13 protein-coding genes, 1 pseudogene and 1 riboswitch are annotated in these 16,359 nt (G+C 39.4%); of the genes and pseudogenes, 8 read left to right on the top strand and 6 right to left on the bottom strand.

Features of this window, described 5'->3' with window-relative positions; genetic code table 11:
* Positions 1-315 precede the first annotated feature (315 nt).
* Positions 316-1,452, bottom strand: a complete 1,137-nt coding sequence (locus tag TI10_RS06215) for an ABC transporter substrate-binding protein (RefSeq protein ID WP_049582440.1) — start codon at positions 1,450-1,452, stop codon at positions 316-318.
* A 321-nt stretch (positions 1,453-1,773) separates the two neighbouring features.
* Between TI10_RS06215 and TI10_RS24865 the strand changes: the two genes are divergently transcribed.
* From TI10_RS24865 to TI10_RS06205, 3 genes are all read left to right on the top strand, one after another.
* Positions 1,774-1,929 (top strand): hypothetical protein, encoded by a 156-nt coding sequence (locus tag TI10_RS24865; protein ID WP_155416463.1) that lies wholly within the window; start codon positions 1,774-1,776, stop codon positions 1,927-1,929.
* Between the two features lie 139 nt (positions 1,930-2,068).
* A complete protein-coding gene (locus tag TI10_RS06210) occupies positions 2,069-2,401 on the top strand; it encodes a DUF6694 family lipoprotein (RefSeq protein ID WP_049582439.1) in 333 nt (110 codons plus the stop codon).
* A gap of 279 nt (positions 2,402-2,680) precedes the next feature.
* Positions 2,681-2,852: riboswitch (M-box (ykoK) riboswitch) on the top strand.
* 74 nt (positions 2,853-2,926) lie between these two features.
* Positions 2,927-3,997 carry a magnesium transporter gene (locus TI10_RS06205; protein ID WP_049582438.1) on the top strand — a complete coding sequence of 357 codons (1,071 nt, stop codon included), beginning with the start codon at positions 2,927-2,929 and terminating at the stop codon, positions 3,995-3,997.
* 414 nt (positions 3,998-4,411) lie between these two features.
* Here the strand turns inward: TI10_RS06205 and TI10_RS06200 are convergent, their stop codons facing one another.
* The gene (locus TI10_RS06200) at positions 4,412-5,077 is read right to left on the bottom strand and encodes a PAS domain-containing protein (RefSeq protein WP_049582436.1); all 666 of its coding nucleotides are present in this window, start codon (positions 5,075-5,077) and stop codon (positions 4,412-4,414) included.
* A 781-nt stretch (positions 5,078-5,858) separates the two neighbouring features.
* On the opposite strand from TI10_RS06200, the gene nhaC reads away from it, so the two are divergent.
* Both nhaC and TI10_RS06185 read left to right on the top strand, forming a co-directional pair.
* A complete protein-coding gene (gene nhaC / locus TI10_RS06190) occupies positions 5,859-7,313 on the top strand; it encodes a Na+/H+ antiporter NhaC (protein WP_049582433.1) in 1,455 nt (484 codons plus the stop codon).
* A complete protein-coding gene (locus tag TI10_RS06185) occupies positions 7,300-8,478 on the top strand; it encodes a MalY/PatB family protein (RefSeq protein WP_049582432.1) in 1,179 nt (392 codons plus the stop codon). Before nhaC ends, TI10_RS06185 begins: the two co-directional genes overlap by 14 nt.
* 213 nt (positions 8,479-8,691) lie before the next feature.
* Here TI10_RS06185 and TI10_RS06180 read toward each other — a convergent pair whose 3' ends face one another.
* Positions 8,692-8,949, bottom strand: coding sequence for a helix-turn-helix domain-containing protein (locus TI10_RS06180; RefSeq protein ID WP_049582431.1), 258 nt, complete (start codon positions 8,947-8,949; stop codon positions 8,692-8,694).
* 690 nt (positions 8,950-9,639) lie between these two features.
* On the opposite strand from TI10_RS06180, the pseudogene TI10_RS06175 reads away from it, so the two are divergent.
* Positions 9,640-10,320: pseudogene (locus tag TI10_RS06175) on the top strand (helix-turn-helix transcriptional regulator).
* A gap of 265 nt (positions 10,321-10,585) precedes the next feature.
* Here TI10_RS06175 and TI10_RS06170 read toward each other — a convergent pair.
* Positions 10,586-11,110, bottom strand: a complete 525-nt coding sequence (locus tag TI10_RS06170; protein ID WP_049582430.1) for a SprT family zinc-dependent metalloprotease — start codon at positions 11,108-11,110, stop codon at positions 10,586-10,588.
* A 151-nt stretch (positions 11,111-11,261) separates the two neighbouring features.
* On the bottom strand, positions 11,262-12,434 hold the full coding sequence (gene metK / locus TI10_RS06165) for a methionine adenosyltransferase (protein WP_049582428.1): 1,173 nt from the start codon (positions 12,432-12,434) through the stop codon (positions 11,262-11,264).
* A 626-nt stretch (positions 12,435-13,060) separates the two neighbouring features.
* On the opposite strand from metK, the gene speA reads away from it, so the two are divergent.
* Both speA and speB read left to right on the top strand, forming a co-directional pair.
* The gene (gene speA / locus TI10_RS06160; protein ID WP_049582426.1) at positions 13,061-14,965 is read left to right on the top strand and encodes a biosynthetic arginine decarboxylase; all 1,905 of its coding nucleotides are present in this window, start codon (positions 13,061-13,063) and stop codon (positions 14,963-14,965) included.
* Between the two features lie 169 nt (positions 14,966-15,134).
* Positions 15,135-16,058 carry an agmatinase gene (gene speB / locus TI10_RS06155; RefSeq protein ID WP_049582424.1) on the top strand — a complete coding sequence of 308 codons (924 nt, stop codon included), beginning with the start codon at positions 15,135-15,137 and terminating at the stop codon, positions 16,056-16,058.
* Here the strand turns inward: speB and TI10_RS26585 are convergent.
* Positions 16,055-16,300 carry a hypothetical protein gene (locus TI10_RS26585; protein ID WP_074524832.1) on the bottom strand — a complete coding sequence of 82 codons (246 nt, stop codon included), beginning with the start codon at positions 16,298-16,300 and terminating at the stop codon, positions 16,055-16,057. The two genes, speB and TI10_RS26585, sit on opposite strands and share 4 nt — an antisense overlap.
* Positions 16,301-16,359: the final 59 nt, after the last annotated feature.

Raw genomic sequence — 16,359 nt, 5'->3', positions numbered from 1 at the left:
TCTGGTTATTTTATTTTTCATTCTTGTTAGTGAAGAGCGAATGATTCCTCGCATAAATCATCCCTGTTTGGGATAAATTATCAGGTTTTATATGATTCCATTATGTGAATATATTTGTACTTTATATTTATTGCTTAATCGAATTTATCTTGTCATGTTTTATGTTTTTTTAATCACCAACTATAGTAGAGTACAAAATAATAGATGTCTATTAGCATGTTATATAAAATATTACGTATATTAACAAACGGAAATTATAAATAAAGGGTGAAGCTAAGTATCCGTTGGCGTATTCCAACGGATTGAAAAGAAATATTATTTTGCTGTAACCCAGAAAATCCCGTTACCATCAAGAGTGGTAAAGGTTTTGTGCAGATATAGGTTATCAGCTTGTGGATTGATATCTTCAAATAACGTCGGATGCAGGAATTTAGCAATGATTTCAACGGCAATGATGTTAAACGGCGTGTCGTAATATTGGTGGTACAGTGCTATTACCTGTTTTTCGCGAAATGCTCTTAATACGCTTAATTTGGGGCGTGTCAGTAATTTTTTCAGTCGTTCCTGTGACTGTTTTAGATTGCCGGTGTAGCCTAATGGCACAGAGAAGCTTCCGGGGCGGACTTTATCCCAATCTGCGGCAGTCATCAGATAAAATTCAGGATTACTGACGATTAATTGTTCTTCATTTACCTCACCATCCATACCTGAGAACCAGCGAGCACCGAGGTTATCACCTCCTGCGGCAGTAACAAATTCGCCAAAATTGCCATTTCCGAAAGTTTTACAGCAATATTCAGCACTTAACATACCTGCATGGCGTTCGATAAACACCGGAGGACGCTGTTCTTTACCTAGCGTACCAACGCGTTGATTAATAATCTTCATCCTCTCTTGATAAAACGCAATAAATTTTTGTGCATTTTCTTCTTCACTAAATACTTTCCCAAGTAAAACCATACTTGGAATCGTATTTGTTAGCGGATATTGACGGAAATCGATAAAAATAACCGGGATGCCCGCTTTTTCCAGTAAAATTATGGTTCCACTATCGTTGAGCTTAGTTTGAAGGCCAATATCAAAAATAACCAGATCGGGTTTATAAGTCAGCGCTTTTTCGACGCTAAAATCGCTTTGATAAGGATTAGGGAATACCGGAATATCCCGCAATTGCGGGAACTCTTTTTCATAAGCAATTGCCAAATCTGGAGATTTAATTTGCAGTGCATTATCCCAGGCGACAATACCTTGAAGCGGATTATCAGGATGAAGAATATTCAATGCAATCAATACTCGGCTGTTAGCCAGCATAACCCGATTGACCGGCGCGTTAACTTTAACCTTCCGGCCAGCAACGTCTTTGACTGTAATTTCTTTTGCTTGCGCAGAGACAGGAAGTAACATCAATATGGCAGTTAGAAAATATTTTGCAGTGTAGTGGATGATTGTCATTATTCCTCCTTTGAATAAATAACGTTCTTGGTTGAACCACATAATTTGACAGTTGTGGTTGGTCGTAAAGTGCAGTAGCAAGTCTTTATATGCTATCCATTGAATAGTTAAGCGAGACGATAAACGCAAATACGAGCACATCTAATTGGGTCCACATTTGTTTATACTAATCTTAAAATGATAATGATAACAATTTACATTAATCAAATGGTTTTAGTGACTTTGGTAAATAATATTTTTATTTTTTACTATTTTTAAATAATAACAATGAGTTGAGTGGCATTTTATGAGTTGAAAATAATTCTCATTTGGTGGAGAGTTATGATAGTGGTTGGCGAAAATAGCAGACTAAATTTGCCAAATTCTCTGGCGGATTGTGATGGTTCCAGTTACATTATTGATCTGAATATCGGCAATTGCTGCGATTTTATCTGGGCCTGTTATGTTGTCGGTTGGTCGGGTGTTTTAGTCATCTGATGGATTTAGCAGGCAGAAAGTCGTTTTTTAATGCTGTTGAAGAAATAACAAAGCCAACAAAGAGGCAACTTGAAAGATAACGGGTATTGTTTCTGCTTCTGTTATTATTCCCTTGTTTAATATTCTGTGGGGGATGAATATGAAAAAATTGTTAGTAGTTTGTTTGTTAGGATTTGTATTAGCTGGTTGTGATAGCCAACCTAAAATTGATGCTTCTAATGAAATCGTATTGAAAGCCTCCATTGAGAAAGTAAGAGATGTGTTATCTGATGATAAAAAAGTGAAGTTTGATGAATCAATTCAATCGGCTATGTTTAATAGTATCGATTTTAATGATTTGGTTAAATCAGGTGCTCATGGTGACATGAAGGAATCGAAACAAAAGTTCTATAAATTGCTGGATGGTAAAACCGCTGACCAATTGATTGCTGAAGTTGAAAAAATTGAAGCTAAGAGATCAGAAAATGAATAATTCCTTCATAGGATTATTCTCATTAAAACGGCAAAAGGTGAAAATCTATACCCTATGGATTTCAAGATGCATCGCGACGGCAAGGGAGTGAATCCCCGGGAGCATAGCTAACTATGTGACCGGGGTGAACGAGTGTAGCCAACAAAGAGGCAACTTGAAAGATAACGGGTATGTGCCATTTTTTTATTATCATCAATAAATTAAATGGAACTTAAACAAACCCGATTTCAATTTTGAATTATGACAACTATTGCTTATAATATGCGCCGCATTCTAAGTGCAGTATCTCGTTAGGCGAGGCTCCTATACAAACACAGGTTGCTGATCTGACGACGTCGAGAGACGCCCAAGATTAGGACAGGATATATCGAACCAAGGTATATCCCCATGTAACTTTCTGATAATTCAGGATACGTTGTATAGTGCTAAAACTGAGACGTAGAGATAGTCATTGCATTCTCTCATCTGGTTTCGCCCCTATGTGAGTGCTGTTTGAAGTTCACAACAGTAATAGGGACCAATATCATGAACATCACATCCCATGAAAAAATGGATGCATTAGCGGTTGCTAATCATTCTATTAATGAAATAAATGCTGACCAGCAGCGGAAACAGCGATTGAAAAATGAAGATGCTACTGTCAGCGCATATATGAGTCAGAGTTTCATTTCTGTATCTGTTGCTGATTCGGTGTTGTCGGTAAAAAGTCATTTAATTGATCAGCTTGAAGGTGAACAGATCCCAACTTACCTATATGTTATTGATGATGAAGGCTATCTTAATGGCATATTACCGGTGAAAGTATTATTAACTGTAGCTGATGATTTATTTGTGTCAGAGATTATGAGGCAAAGCTATTTTTCCGTATCACCGGAGCAGCCGCGTCATGATGTTTATAGTTTGATAAATCACAGTGGTATGGATAGTGTTCCGGTCATTCATTTTGGCAAATTAGTTGGGGTGCTACGACCGCAGGATATTGCTGAGCTGATTGAAGATGAAAATACGTTGGATGCTCATTTACAGGGGGCAACTTTACCTCTGGAGCAGCCTTATCTGAGTACCAGCCCAATAACATTATGGCGTAAGCGTGTTGGGTGGTTATTATTACTATTTGTTGCGGAAGCTTATACTGGTGCTGTGCTGAAAGCATTTGAAGATCAATTGGAAGCGGTAATTGCTTTAGCATTTTTTATCCCGTTATTAATAGGAACTGGGGGCAACAGTGGGACACAAATTACCTCAACGTTGGTTAGAGCAATGGCGTTGGGGGAAGTGAGTTTGCGTAATCTATCGGCAGTGTTACGTAAAGAAATTTCCGCTTCATTTTTAGTTGCGGTAACGATAGGTTTTGCTGCGCTTATCCGTGCCTGGATATTAGGTGTCGGTATTGAAGTGACTATTGCTGTCAGTTTGGCCATCATTGCAATCACCCTCTGGAGTGCCATTGTTTCTTCCATTATTCCGATGGTATTGAAAAGGCTTTCTATTGATCCGGCTGTTGTATCGGCTCCTTTTATTGCCACGTTTATTGATGGTACAGGCCTGATTATCTATTTCGAAATAGCTAAATTAGTGATGACAGAACTCGTTTAAAATTACCGATAAGATGCCCATATTTATTGGGTATCTTATTGATTAAATTAGGGGTGAAAATAGGTTTTTATTTAAATTAATTTAATGTTTTTATATAGTTAATATTGGGTTTTATCATCAATTAATATGAATTAAATTAACGAATTTAATATAGTAGAAATATATATTTAAAATAATTCAATTCATTAAAGTTATTTTCTGTTTTAGTGAATTGGTTTGTTATATTTGTAATTAATCTATATTAATTTGATGGATTTTTAATTTAAAAATTATTTGTGGTGATAAAATAGGTATTTTTTATTATATTGAATATGCCTGAGGGTTTAACAAAAGAAAATTCTGTTCGTACCTCAGGCATGATCAGTGACGCGTGTCATAATGAAGTAAAGCCACTGAATCTGTAGAATAATCCCTTTAAGTTAATAAAAATTTCTCAGGTATATAGTGATAGAGATTATTGACTCGACAATATTCTTCTAATTGAAGAGTGGAATTAATATTTATTTTGTGATATATCTTGGTCATATGGTTTTCAATTACACTAGGATCAAGGTTCAATATTGTTCCCATTTGCTTTCTTGTGTATTTCTGTAAGAAAAGGAAAATAATATCCCATTCACTCTCAGTAAAAAGATCTGTTGGTGGTTGGAGTAAAATGGATGAAGGAAGTTTATTATGATATTGATACAGATGGGTTAATGAATAGTCCTTCGCCTTCCAACAATGATATATAATGCCTATACAACTTCCATCTTCATGATAAAAAGGCATTTTTTCACAAAAATAAGATGATAGAATTTGCTCTTTACCAAATACATGTGTTTCAAGTGAGCATATCTTTTTCCCTTTTTTCATTACTTCTTGATCATGATGAATATATTCCTTTGCAAATTCAGCGCCGGCCCAAGGGAGTTCATGATCATAAAATCCATTGTAATCAAATGATGGTAAGAAATTTTTGATAGCATTTAACGCTTTATTACCATAAATAAAACATGAAGAACTATCTTTTATTCCCCAAGGTTCATTACTTATTTCCATTGTATTGATAATCTGAGGTGATATTGTGCAGTTCTTCATAAAAACTCCTTGATAATTTGAAGATTAAATAAACGTCCTATTTTGGGATTCCCTGGTTTTTTCTGGAATATAGCAATAAAATTGACTTTTTTCATAAGAATTTTCTAGTTTATATGTTATGGAAGACTGAATTGTTGTTTATTATTTAACTTATTGTTTTAATTTCCTGTTTATTATGTTTAAAATAACGTGTTATATAGTAATCCTTAGCAATCTATTAGTTTAAAATTACATTTTTTGGTTAATTGATTATCTTACACATTCATACCTATCCCAAGGAAGTTCATGATTATGAAGCTTTTTGCAACCAAATAATTTCTCAATATTATGAATAAATCCTTTTGTTGCTGAATTACGTAGATAAAATATGGAGAACTATTTTTTACGTCCCACGGTTCATGACTTTTTTCCCATGTGTTAATGAATTGTAGTGTGATATTTGACATAAGGTGCATTGTTGAATATCTATCTATTTTAATGTAATTTTTTATTATAGGAAAGTTAAGTATAATGTTTAAATAGGACTAGTTACTTAATCATAATCTTTAAATTTCCGGTGTTTTAGATAAACCGGTATACTCCATACGAGTTCTACTTAATTTATCTTTAAAAACTTTTTGACGCCTGGCAATGGATTATAAGCAAGATCAGAAATCGATACACAAGTCACATTTTTACACTTCATGAAACCAATTACATGAACAAGTAATATCTGTCACATCTCATTCGAAATAAATTCATTATTCTGTTTTAACAACTCACCTGAAATTGGAATTTTAATATGGATGATAAGAAAAAGCTTAATCTGGGACTCGCTATACTGCCAATTGCAGCAATGCTTTTACTGTTGGTTATTGGGTATGGTCAATTGAATTTACGCATCGAATCCCTATTACTGATATCAGCAGGAATAGCAGCGACATTAGCGTATTGGCAAGGTTATCGCTGGAATGACATTATCGATGCTATTGTGGCAAAGCTGGCTAAAGCGATGCCGGTGATCATGATCCTGATTTGCGTAGGCGGGTTAATTGGGACCTGGATGTTCAGCGGAACCATACCTTACATGATGTATTGGGGGTTAAAACTGATTAGCCCTCAATACATACTTATTGCTGCTTTCTTTATCACGAGCGTTATCTCAGTTTGTACCGGTACGTCATGGGGATCAGCAGGAACAGTGGGGGTTGCCCTTATGGGAGTCGCCGCTGGCCTTGATGTGTCTTTGGCTGCGGCAGCCGGGGCGGTTGTTTCAGGCGCGTATTTCGGCGATAAAATTTCACCGCTATCTGACTCAACTAACTTCGCCGCCATCGTTGCCGATACTGATCTTTACAGTCATGTTCAACATTTGATGTATACCACTATTCCCGGCTTTGTTTTAGCGGCTATTGTTTATTTTATTGCGGGTCATACAAACTTAACCGGTAACGTGGCGACACCGGAAAAGGTCACAGAAATCGTGCAATCCCTTGAAAGCCTGTATCACTTCAATTTATTGCTGATTTTGCCGCCGATACTGGTTTTGTGGGGAGCAATAACCAAACGTCCGGTGATACCCGTCATGCTTGCTGCATGTGCATTAGCTATTGTACTTGGCATAGGTCTCCAGGGGCTCACCCTTAAACAGGGCCTTAATGCGTTGATAGATGGTTTCAATCTTTCGATGTTCTCTGACCAGGGACACAACATCACCGGAGTCGTTAGCGATGTTTCCCGCCTGCTCAATCGTGGTGGTATGTTCTCGATGATGAGTACCATTCTGCTTGCATTTTGTGCATTCGCGTTCGCCGGCGCTTTAGCACTTACTGGCGCCTTGACCATCATCATTAACCGGCTTTTACAAGTTGTTCACACAACCGGGCAACTTATCGCTGCAACCTTAGTAACAACTATTCTGGTAACGGGCGCAACCTGCAACGGAAAGCTGGCTCTCCTTATCCCGGCAGAATTGTTCAAAGACGCTTATCGCCGGATGGGACTGGATAATAAAAATCTGTCACGAACAATAGAAGATGGCTGTACTGTCATAGAACCGTTGATCCCTTGGACTGCTGCTGGTATTTACATGGCGACTACCTTGGGTGTCAGTACGCTTGAACTGCTACCTTGGGCAATCCAGTGCTATGCTGCTGTCTTCCTGGCTCTCATTTATGGCTTTACTGGTTTCGGTATCGCAAAAATCACTACGGAAAACTCCCTGAATAACAAGGAAACCCAAAGTGAAATTGCCTGATTTCAACCAGATGATCGATCGCCACAATACAAGCTCTGTTAAGTGGGACTTTTTAAATCGTGACTTGCCCTTAAATAAGGCTGATTTGCTTCCAATGTGGGTGTCTGATTTCGATTTTCAATGCCCGGAAGAAGTCTTGCAAACACTCTATTCTCGAATTGACCACGGTATTTTTGGTTATAGCGAACGTGACGATCACTATTATCAATCAGCAATAGACTGGTTTTCGAGGCGTCATAAACTGACCTTATACCGCGATTGGTTTACGTCGATAGAAGGCGTCGTACCCGGATTGGCTTTACTGATACAGATGCTCAGTAAACCGGGGGAAGGTATCGTTGTGCAAGGACCCTATTATGCTTCATTCGCCAAAATTATTACTATGAACAGCAGAATGATGATTGAAAACCCGCTTCTTGAAAGTCAAGAAGGTTACAAAATTGACTATGATCATCTGGAACAGATATTGGAGCAACATAGACCGCCTCTGCTATTGTTATGTAACCCGCATAACCCTACTGGCCGATGTTGGGATAGTGACGAACTGCTCCAGTTATTAATGCTTTGCAAAAGGTACGGTACGACGGTAATTTCCGATGAAATTTGGGCTGATTTAATTTTGCCTTGGGGAAAATTCACCTCAATACTGCATCTGGGGAGTGAATGGCATAGCAATGTCATTGCCGCCACCTCAACAAGTAAAACATTTGGGCTTTCATCACTCCGTATATCAAATTTTCTCATTCCAAATCCCGAACTTCGACATGCCTTTATCGATCGGTTGAATGCTCATGGACTCGATGTATTCAACGCGCTATCTATGGCTGCGGCTACAGCAGCATATCAACATGGGGATATATGGCTTGATGAACTACAGCATTATTTGGCGGAAAACCGTTGTTGGTTCGAGCAGGCTTTAACGTCAGCCGTTCCTTGGTGCCGAATGACCAAAGCGGAAGGGACATATCTGGCTTGGCTGGATTGTCGCGATTTAGGTTTGGATGATGCTGCTTTGCAGCAGGCCTTATTACAAAAAGCCAAACTAGTCGTTTCAATGGGATGGGGTTTTGGCGACAGTGGCAAAGGGTTTATCCGAATAAATTTAGGTTGTCCTCGTCAATATCTTGAAAAAGCAATCACTGGTTTAGCTCAGCTAACATCATAAAATAAAAAGATATCTACGGAATTAGTAGGAATATGGGGAGAAATGTTAACACAATACAAAAAATTAACCGGTGATAAACATCCTGCATTGGCCTGTTTATATAATTTAACTAGAGCTCAATAACAAAGCAGGGCGTTAATAGCCCTGTTTTAATTTTATTATCATATCTGAAACTTTCCATGAGGAAAGTTTCAGATAATTAGTTTCCTCTCATTAATTTTTATATGAAGAGTTCATGTTGATTTTGAAAATGGCAACTAATTTAAAGTATCTGCTCGGCCATATTTCGCAAGGATCACAATTTAAAGAGGCAGCAATAAGCCGTTCACCTTTGGGCCACGGACGGTACAGCGCATTACTTAAGGTGGATGGAGCAAGCCCCGCTTCTCTTGAAACAGTAGAAAGATTTGTTCCTTGTTTTTTTAATGCCGCAATAATCTCAGCCGGGCGCCAGTCGTTTTTTACAATCATTCCTTCTTTTCCTCTCAATTTGGTTATTCAAGGCACTATGTTCATATTCTCTTCAAATTAATATTTTTATATTGTTACAGCCTTTTCCCTGAGTCCGCGCTGGGGCGGAATGCTAAAAAATAGCTGTACTAAGACATTAAACCCCGCTAAGTACAGCCAAATATTCTCCAAATGGAAAATGTTATGTCTAACGACAAAAAGGTCATAAATGAATTTCAATTGTTCAAAAATAAACATTAAATGTTCAGAAATATTCTTTTATGAATACTAGAATGTCCAAAAATTTTAATTATTTTTGGGGATATTGGAACCGTATGAAATACCTTAATGAACGTCTTAAGCTTTTCAGTTACAGGGAATGGCATCAACTCAGTTAGCTCAGCGAATTCACTTGATCTCTTGTCATTATTTACTCAGTCGTCTGTCTTATGGACAATTAATCTTAATGAGTTGAGAGGTTAGGTACGTTCAATTTTTAAAATATTTCTTAACCGATAAAATAAATCACCTAAATAATAACTTTATTTATAATGTTATCGTAGATAAATATACACTTTTTGACTGGGTAATTGTTGTGCTATATTATATAATTAAGTTATTCCAAGTATAATTTAGACAACAATTTGTTCAGATAATGCCTTAATAGTAATTAAGTGGTTACTATGTCAAATATAATAAAGGAACGATGACATGAATAATAAGTTAATCATTTCACCCCAAGTTATTAACACATTAGCAATCAGTAACGATCCTTGGGGAATAAAAGATAAAAATTCGTGCTTTATTTATGGCAATCTGGCACTTAAACGTCTTGAAAATCTTCCAGACTCATTTGATTACGAAGGGCGGTATGATTATGAACTTCCTTGGGATGGCGCTGAGTTTGCAAAAGAATTTGTTCTTCATGATCAAAGTGTAATGGAGAGCGAAACAACAGTATGTTCGCTTGAAACACATATGTATGGGAGCGATAAATTCTTATCATCTCATTTTTGTGAAAAATACCCATTATATAATGATGAAAACGAATGTGTCGGAGTCATTTTCCACGGATGGGAAGCTCAGGATTTCTCATTAACCCGTCTATTTTATGGAAAACTACCCGCTTCCATTATATTTCAGCCACCGACGAATTTATTTACCCAACGAGAATGGGATGTCATTTTTCTCTCTTTACATAAATATACCAGTAAACAAATTGGCAGAATATTAAATGTTTCCTACCGTACTATTGAACATTATACGGCACAAATATACCGAAAGGTTGGTGTTAGGTTTGCTCAGCAATTGTAGGAATACTGTCGTTTAAATGATTATGATCTTTATGTACCAGAAAGATTTTTACATCCTGGAAGCAGCATTTTGGTTTGAATCTCAAATCTTAGCGAGGTTCGTGACAGGAAATGGCCGAATTGAATTATCGTTATATGCTCCATTTATCGGGAATATCGGGCATGACTTATTTACACGATGACTCCTTTGCTGCCCGTTTTAAGGAAGAAACGGCAGTAAATATCCTTTCTTTTCAACATTTGACTATTTTTTAATTAGTCATAAATTTTCTTCCTTTCTTCCCTGCTCAGAAGTTGTGTGATTTATATTTAGATAGTGGAATAATTAAATCACATTTTTATTATTATAAATTAGGATTGAGAGAATCTATTGATTTAGCAATAAGCTTCTCTCCGCATTTTTGACAGATATAATGACTTTCTCCGCGCAGAATTTTATTATGGCGACGTAGCGTTAGCTTATGTTGTTGACAACCACAGTGATAAATAAAAGTTTTACTACGTACTGAGTCGATTTTAAATTTGTGTGTACGGTTAGCCGGAACACTCAATACTTCTTCCATCATCCAACGCCATTGTTTCCCATGTGGAGGTACTTTCCCAAAGTAGCGATAAACCAATAGATGAGCTAATTCGTGAGGCACAACTTCATCAATAAAAGTTTGTTGATTTTCAATCAATAATACTGGATTAAGGCGGATTTCCCAATTTTTTATATAGGCACTGCCTGCTGTAGTTCCCCGCTGGCGGTAGTTTATTGTAGGCTCAGGAAAATCACAGTTAAGATATAAGTTTGCTTGTTGCAGTTTTTGCTGCAAAGTATTTATAACGGCTTGTTGTAGAGAAATTGGAACGCTAGCTGATTTCATGTGTTGAAAATAAAATAGGTAAGGATTGGTGAATTCTATTAGAAATCCGTGAACAACCGATAATAATATTTTTAGGGATTTTTTAATCGTCAGCTAATGCTAAGAAAAGTCTGGTTTAGTTATCTAAACCAGACTTTTTGCTGTTATATTTTTACATATTCATAGCTGATAGTTTCAGACCCGCAGCATCACGCAGCGCTTCTGCTTTATCAGTGGCTTCCCACGGGAACTGTGGACGACCAAAATGACCATAAGCCGCAGTATCACGATAGATTGGGTGTAATAGATCCAGCATCTGAATCAAACCGTGAGGGCGTAAATCAAAGAATTCACGTACTAGCAGAGTCAGAGTTGCTGTTGAAACTTTTTCAGTACCGAATGTTTCCACCATGATGGAAGTGGGTTCTGCAACGCCGATAGCATAAGAAACTTGAATTTCACAACGATCAGCCAAGCCGGCAGCAACAATGTTTTTTGCTACGTAGCGTGCAGCATAAGCCGCTGAGCGGTCCACCTTGGATGGATCTTTACCTGAGAATGCCCCGCCGCCATGACGCGCCATGCCGCCGTAAGTATCTACGATAATTTTACGGCCAGTCAGACCACAGTCTCCCATTGGGCCGCCGATGACAAAACGACCGGTTGGGTTAATGAAATATTTGGTTGTTGGATTTAACCATTCAGCAGGCAAAACCGGCTTAATGATCTCTTCCATGACCGCTTCTTGCAGATCTTTCTGGCTAATATTTTCAGCATGCTGTGTGGAAAGTACAACCGCATCAACGCCGACAATTTTGTCGTTATTGTATTGGAAAGTGATTTGGCTTTTAGCATCAGGGCGTAACCACGGAAGTACACCATTTTTCCGAACTTCAGCTTGACGCTGAACCAGACGGTGCGCATAGGTGATCGGCGCAGGCATGAGTACGTCAGTTTCGTTGGTTGCATAACCAAACATTAGCCCTTGGTCGCCTGCGCCTTGTTGCAGGGGATCTTCACGATCAACACCTTGGTTAATATCCGGTGACTGTTTACCAATGGCGCTTAATACTGCGCATGAGTTTGCATCAAAACCCATTTCAGAATTAACATAACCAATCTCTCGAACTGTTTGTCGCGTAATTTCTTCAATATCAACCCAAGCGCTGGTAGTAATTTCACCACCAACCATGACCATGCCAGTTTTAACATAGGTTTCGCAGGCAACTCGTGCTTTTGGATCTTGTTCCAGGATAGCATCAAGAACGGCATCAGATATTTGGTCTGCAATTTTATCAGGATGCCCTTCGGAAACAGATTCGGAAGTGAAAAGGTATGTGGTCATTATATAACGTTACCTTAAAATATAATTTCAGTTTGGGAATGGATGGATTAACATCTAGATGGCTATTTTAGGGTAATTCTTATCCATGCGCTAGATTTTTTTAGTTCAGCGAGTAATTTTCATCAGAGGAATGAATAATTTCTTGGTTTATATGTCGGTTTTGTTCAATTTCATTTTGCAATTTTGTGTGATTGCGAGTATAAACAGCGGCCGTAGTTGAAGTATTTGTGCTACAGATTCGCAGAAAGCTAAATAGCTTCTGTTTCTCAATCGAGAAAATGGCTCCTTAAATATGAGTCATGTGTGGGGGTGAATGGGGTAATGAACCATTATCTGCTGATTGCTAATGGCCAACAGCCACACTTGTCGTCGGATGTATCCGCGTCTTTTTCCTTTCTTTTCAATATGTCTTTAATTCGATGTTATCTGTTGTCTGCAAACAGGCCGGATATATCGTACAGGCGTATTGTCACTCGGTAATTTTGTCATTGTTTAGTAGTAACTAAACGCTTTTTACAACCTGAGAGCATGCTGTTCCTTGATATTTCTCAATACGCGAGATTATAGCGTTTTGGGTTATTTATTAATTACAGGCGAAAAACTCTCACTCCCTTAAGGAGACTGCCATGAATGATAATATCGCTCGTAAAATGCAACAGACTTACAATATTGCATATTGGGGAGGGAGTTACTACTACGTCAATGATCTTGGCAATGTTAGTGTGTGTCCAAATCCTGATTTGCCGGGAGCAAGAATCGATCTTGCGGAATTGGTGAAAAGAGTTCAGCAGGAGCAGAAAAATTTGCGTTTGCCAGCGCTATTTTGCTTTCCTCAAATCCTGCAACATCGTTTGCGTTCAATCAATGCTGCATTTAAACGTGCCAGAGAGTCATATGGTTATAAAGGCGATTACTTTTTAGTTTATCCTATTAAAGTTAACCAACAACGCCGCGTTATTGAATCACTGGCCAGTTCCGGCGAACCTTTAGGGCTTGAGGCTGGCTCCAAAGCGGAGCTAATGGCGGTGCTAGCCCATGCGGGTATGACTCGTACCGTCATCGTGTGTAATGGATATAAAGATCGTGAATATATTCGTCTGGCGCTGATCGGTGAGAAGTTAGGTCACAAGGTTTATTTGGTGATCGAAAAGATGTCTGAGATTGCCCAGGTACTGGAAGAGGCTGAACGACTGAATGTGATCCCTCGCTTGGGGGTCCGTGCACGTTTGGCGTCTCAAGGTTCAGGTAAATGGCAGGCCAGCGGCGGTGAAAAATCGAAGTTTGGTCTGGCGGCGACTCAGGTATTGCAATTGGTTGAGACTTTGCGCGCCGTGGATCGACTTGATAGTCTGCAATTATTGCATTTTCATCTTGGCTCACAATTGGCGAATATCCGTGATATCGCAACAGGTGTCCGTGAATCTGCGCGTTTTTATGTCGAGTTACATAAACTCGGGGTAAATATTCAATGTTTTGATGTTGGTGGTGGATTGGGTGTCGATTATGAAGGGACCCGTTCTCAATCGGATTGTTCTGTGAATTATGGGTTGAATGAATATGCCAACAATGTCATTTGGGGGATTGGCGATGCTTGTGATGAACATGGTTTACCTCATCCGACCGTTATCACGGAATCCGGGCGTGCCCTGACGGCTCATCATACTGTTTTGGTCTCCAATGTTATCGGGGTTGAGCGTAATGAATTTACGCAGACCACGCCACCGGCAGAGGATGCTTCCCGTCCGCTCGCCAGTCTGTGGGAAACGTGGCAGGAGATGCATTCTGAAGGAAATAGACGCTCTCTACGTGAATCGTTGCATGACAGCCAGCTTGATCTGCATGATGTTCACACACAATATGCGCATGGCATGCTGGATTTGACGGAACGGGCATGGGCGGAAGAATTATATCTGAATATTTGTCGCCGTATTCAACAGGATCTTGACCCAAGCAACCGTGCTCACCGGCCGATTATTGATGAGCTGCAAGAGCGTATGGCAGATAAATTCTATGTGAATTTCTCTCTGTTCCAGTCTCTGCCGGATGCGTGGGGTATCGACCAGTTGTTTCCTGTTTTACCTATTGAGGGGTTGGATAAGCCGTTGGAACGCCGTGCTGTGTTATTAGATATCACCTGTGACTCCGATGGTATTATTGATCATTATGTGGATGGCGATGGTGTAGCAGCGACAATGCCGATGCCCGCTTATGACCCCGATTGCCCGCCAATGATTGGTTTCTTTATGGTGGGAGCATATCAGGAAATTCTTGGCAATATGCATAACCTGTTTGGCGATACAGCGGCTATTGATGTTTATGTATTCGATAATGGCGAAGTGACCTATAACCAAAGTGAAGAGGGGGATTCAGTCGCCGATATGCTGCAATATGTGAAATTGGACCCTAACGTATTGATGGCTCGCTTCCGTGATCAAGTAAAAGGCGCGGATTTGGATACAGGTTTGCAAGAGCAATTTTTACTGGAATTTGAAAGTGGTCTTTATGGCTACACATATCTGGAAGATGAATGATCTTCTGGTGTTAATTAAGCCTCCTGTATACAGATAATGTTATTTATATCAATCAGATGCGGAATGCAGAGAAATGGGGTTATCTTAGAAATACCCCATTTCGTCATGGCATGGGTATTCTGGAATTAAATAGCGTTGTTTTGTCGGGAAACTTTTGAGGATATATCTCATGACAATAAGTACCTTGGGCAACCAACAAGATGACTCTCTGGTTTCTAATGCCTTCGGTTTCCTGCGCTTTCCGTTGAATTTCCAGCCATATTCTAGCGATGCAGAGTGGGTAATTACTGGGGTGCCATTCGATATGGCGACATCAGGCCGTGCAGGTAGTCGCCACGGGCCTGCGGCTATTCGTCAGGTTTCTACTCACCTGGCATGGGAAAGCCGCCGTTGGCCGTGGGATTTTAAATTACGCAATTGCCTTAACGTTGTGGATTGTGGTGATTTGGTCTTCAACTTTGGCGATGCTCAGGATATGAGTGATAAGTTGCAAGCTCATGCTGAAAAGGTGCTGGCTTCCGGTAAGCGTATGCTCTCTTTTGGTGGCGACCACTTTATCACTTTGCCTTTGCTGCGCGCTCATGCCAAACATTTCGGCAAAATGGCTCTGGTTCATTTTGATGCTCATGCTGATACCTATCCAAACGGTAGCCAATTTGATCACGGTACCATGTTCTATCATGCGCCAAATGAGGGGTTGATCGACCCACATCATTCAGTACAAATTGGTATTCGTACTGAACATGGGCGGGACAATGGTTTTACGGTGCTGGATGCTGATCAGGTTAATGACCGTAGTGTGGATGATTTGCTTGCTCAGATAAAAGAGACGGTTGGTGATATGCCGGTTTACCTGACCTTCGATATCGATTGTCTTGATCCTGCTTTTGCACCGGGTACGGGGACGCCTGTTATTGGTGGTCTGACAACCGATCGGGCACTGAAATTACTTCGTGGTTTGCAACCGCTCAATATTGTCGGTATGGATGTGGTTGAAGTGGCCCCAGCTTATGATCAGTCTGAAATTACGGCTCTGGCAGGTGCGACTATTGCGCTGGAGATGCTTTATTTACAGGCGTCTAAGAAACTTTAAATAGCACGTAGCCTTAATATAGTCTTAGGGGATAGTGAAATAAGCTCGTATTGAGTTGTAGAGCTATCCCCTGCAAACATAAACTGAATTTCCCGATCTGCATCAAAAAAATCCTCGCCTATGGTAATAAGATCTTCGAATCCTCCGGGAACTCTATCTTGTTGGTTGATTGGTACAAGTTGGACATAAGGTTTGCCAGCTTTGTCAGCTAATTGGTTTAGGTTACTTTTAACTTCATGCATATTTTGTTTGGATCGTCATAGTAAGGTGCTTATATTTGGCTAGATTAGCCAAGTTAACA

The sequence above is a fragment of the Photorhabdus luminescens subsp. luminescens genome (assembly GCF_001083805.1).
Lineage (GTDB): Bacteria > Pseudomonadota > Gammaproteobacteria > Enterobacterales > Enterobacteriaceae > Photorhabdus > Photorhabdus luminescens.
Note: the sequence above shows the minus strand (reverse complement) of the source record. Positions and strands in the feature narration are given on the sequence as shown.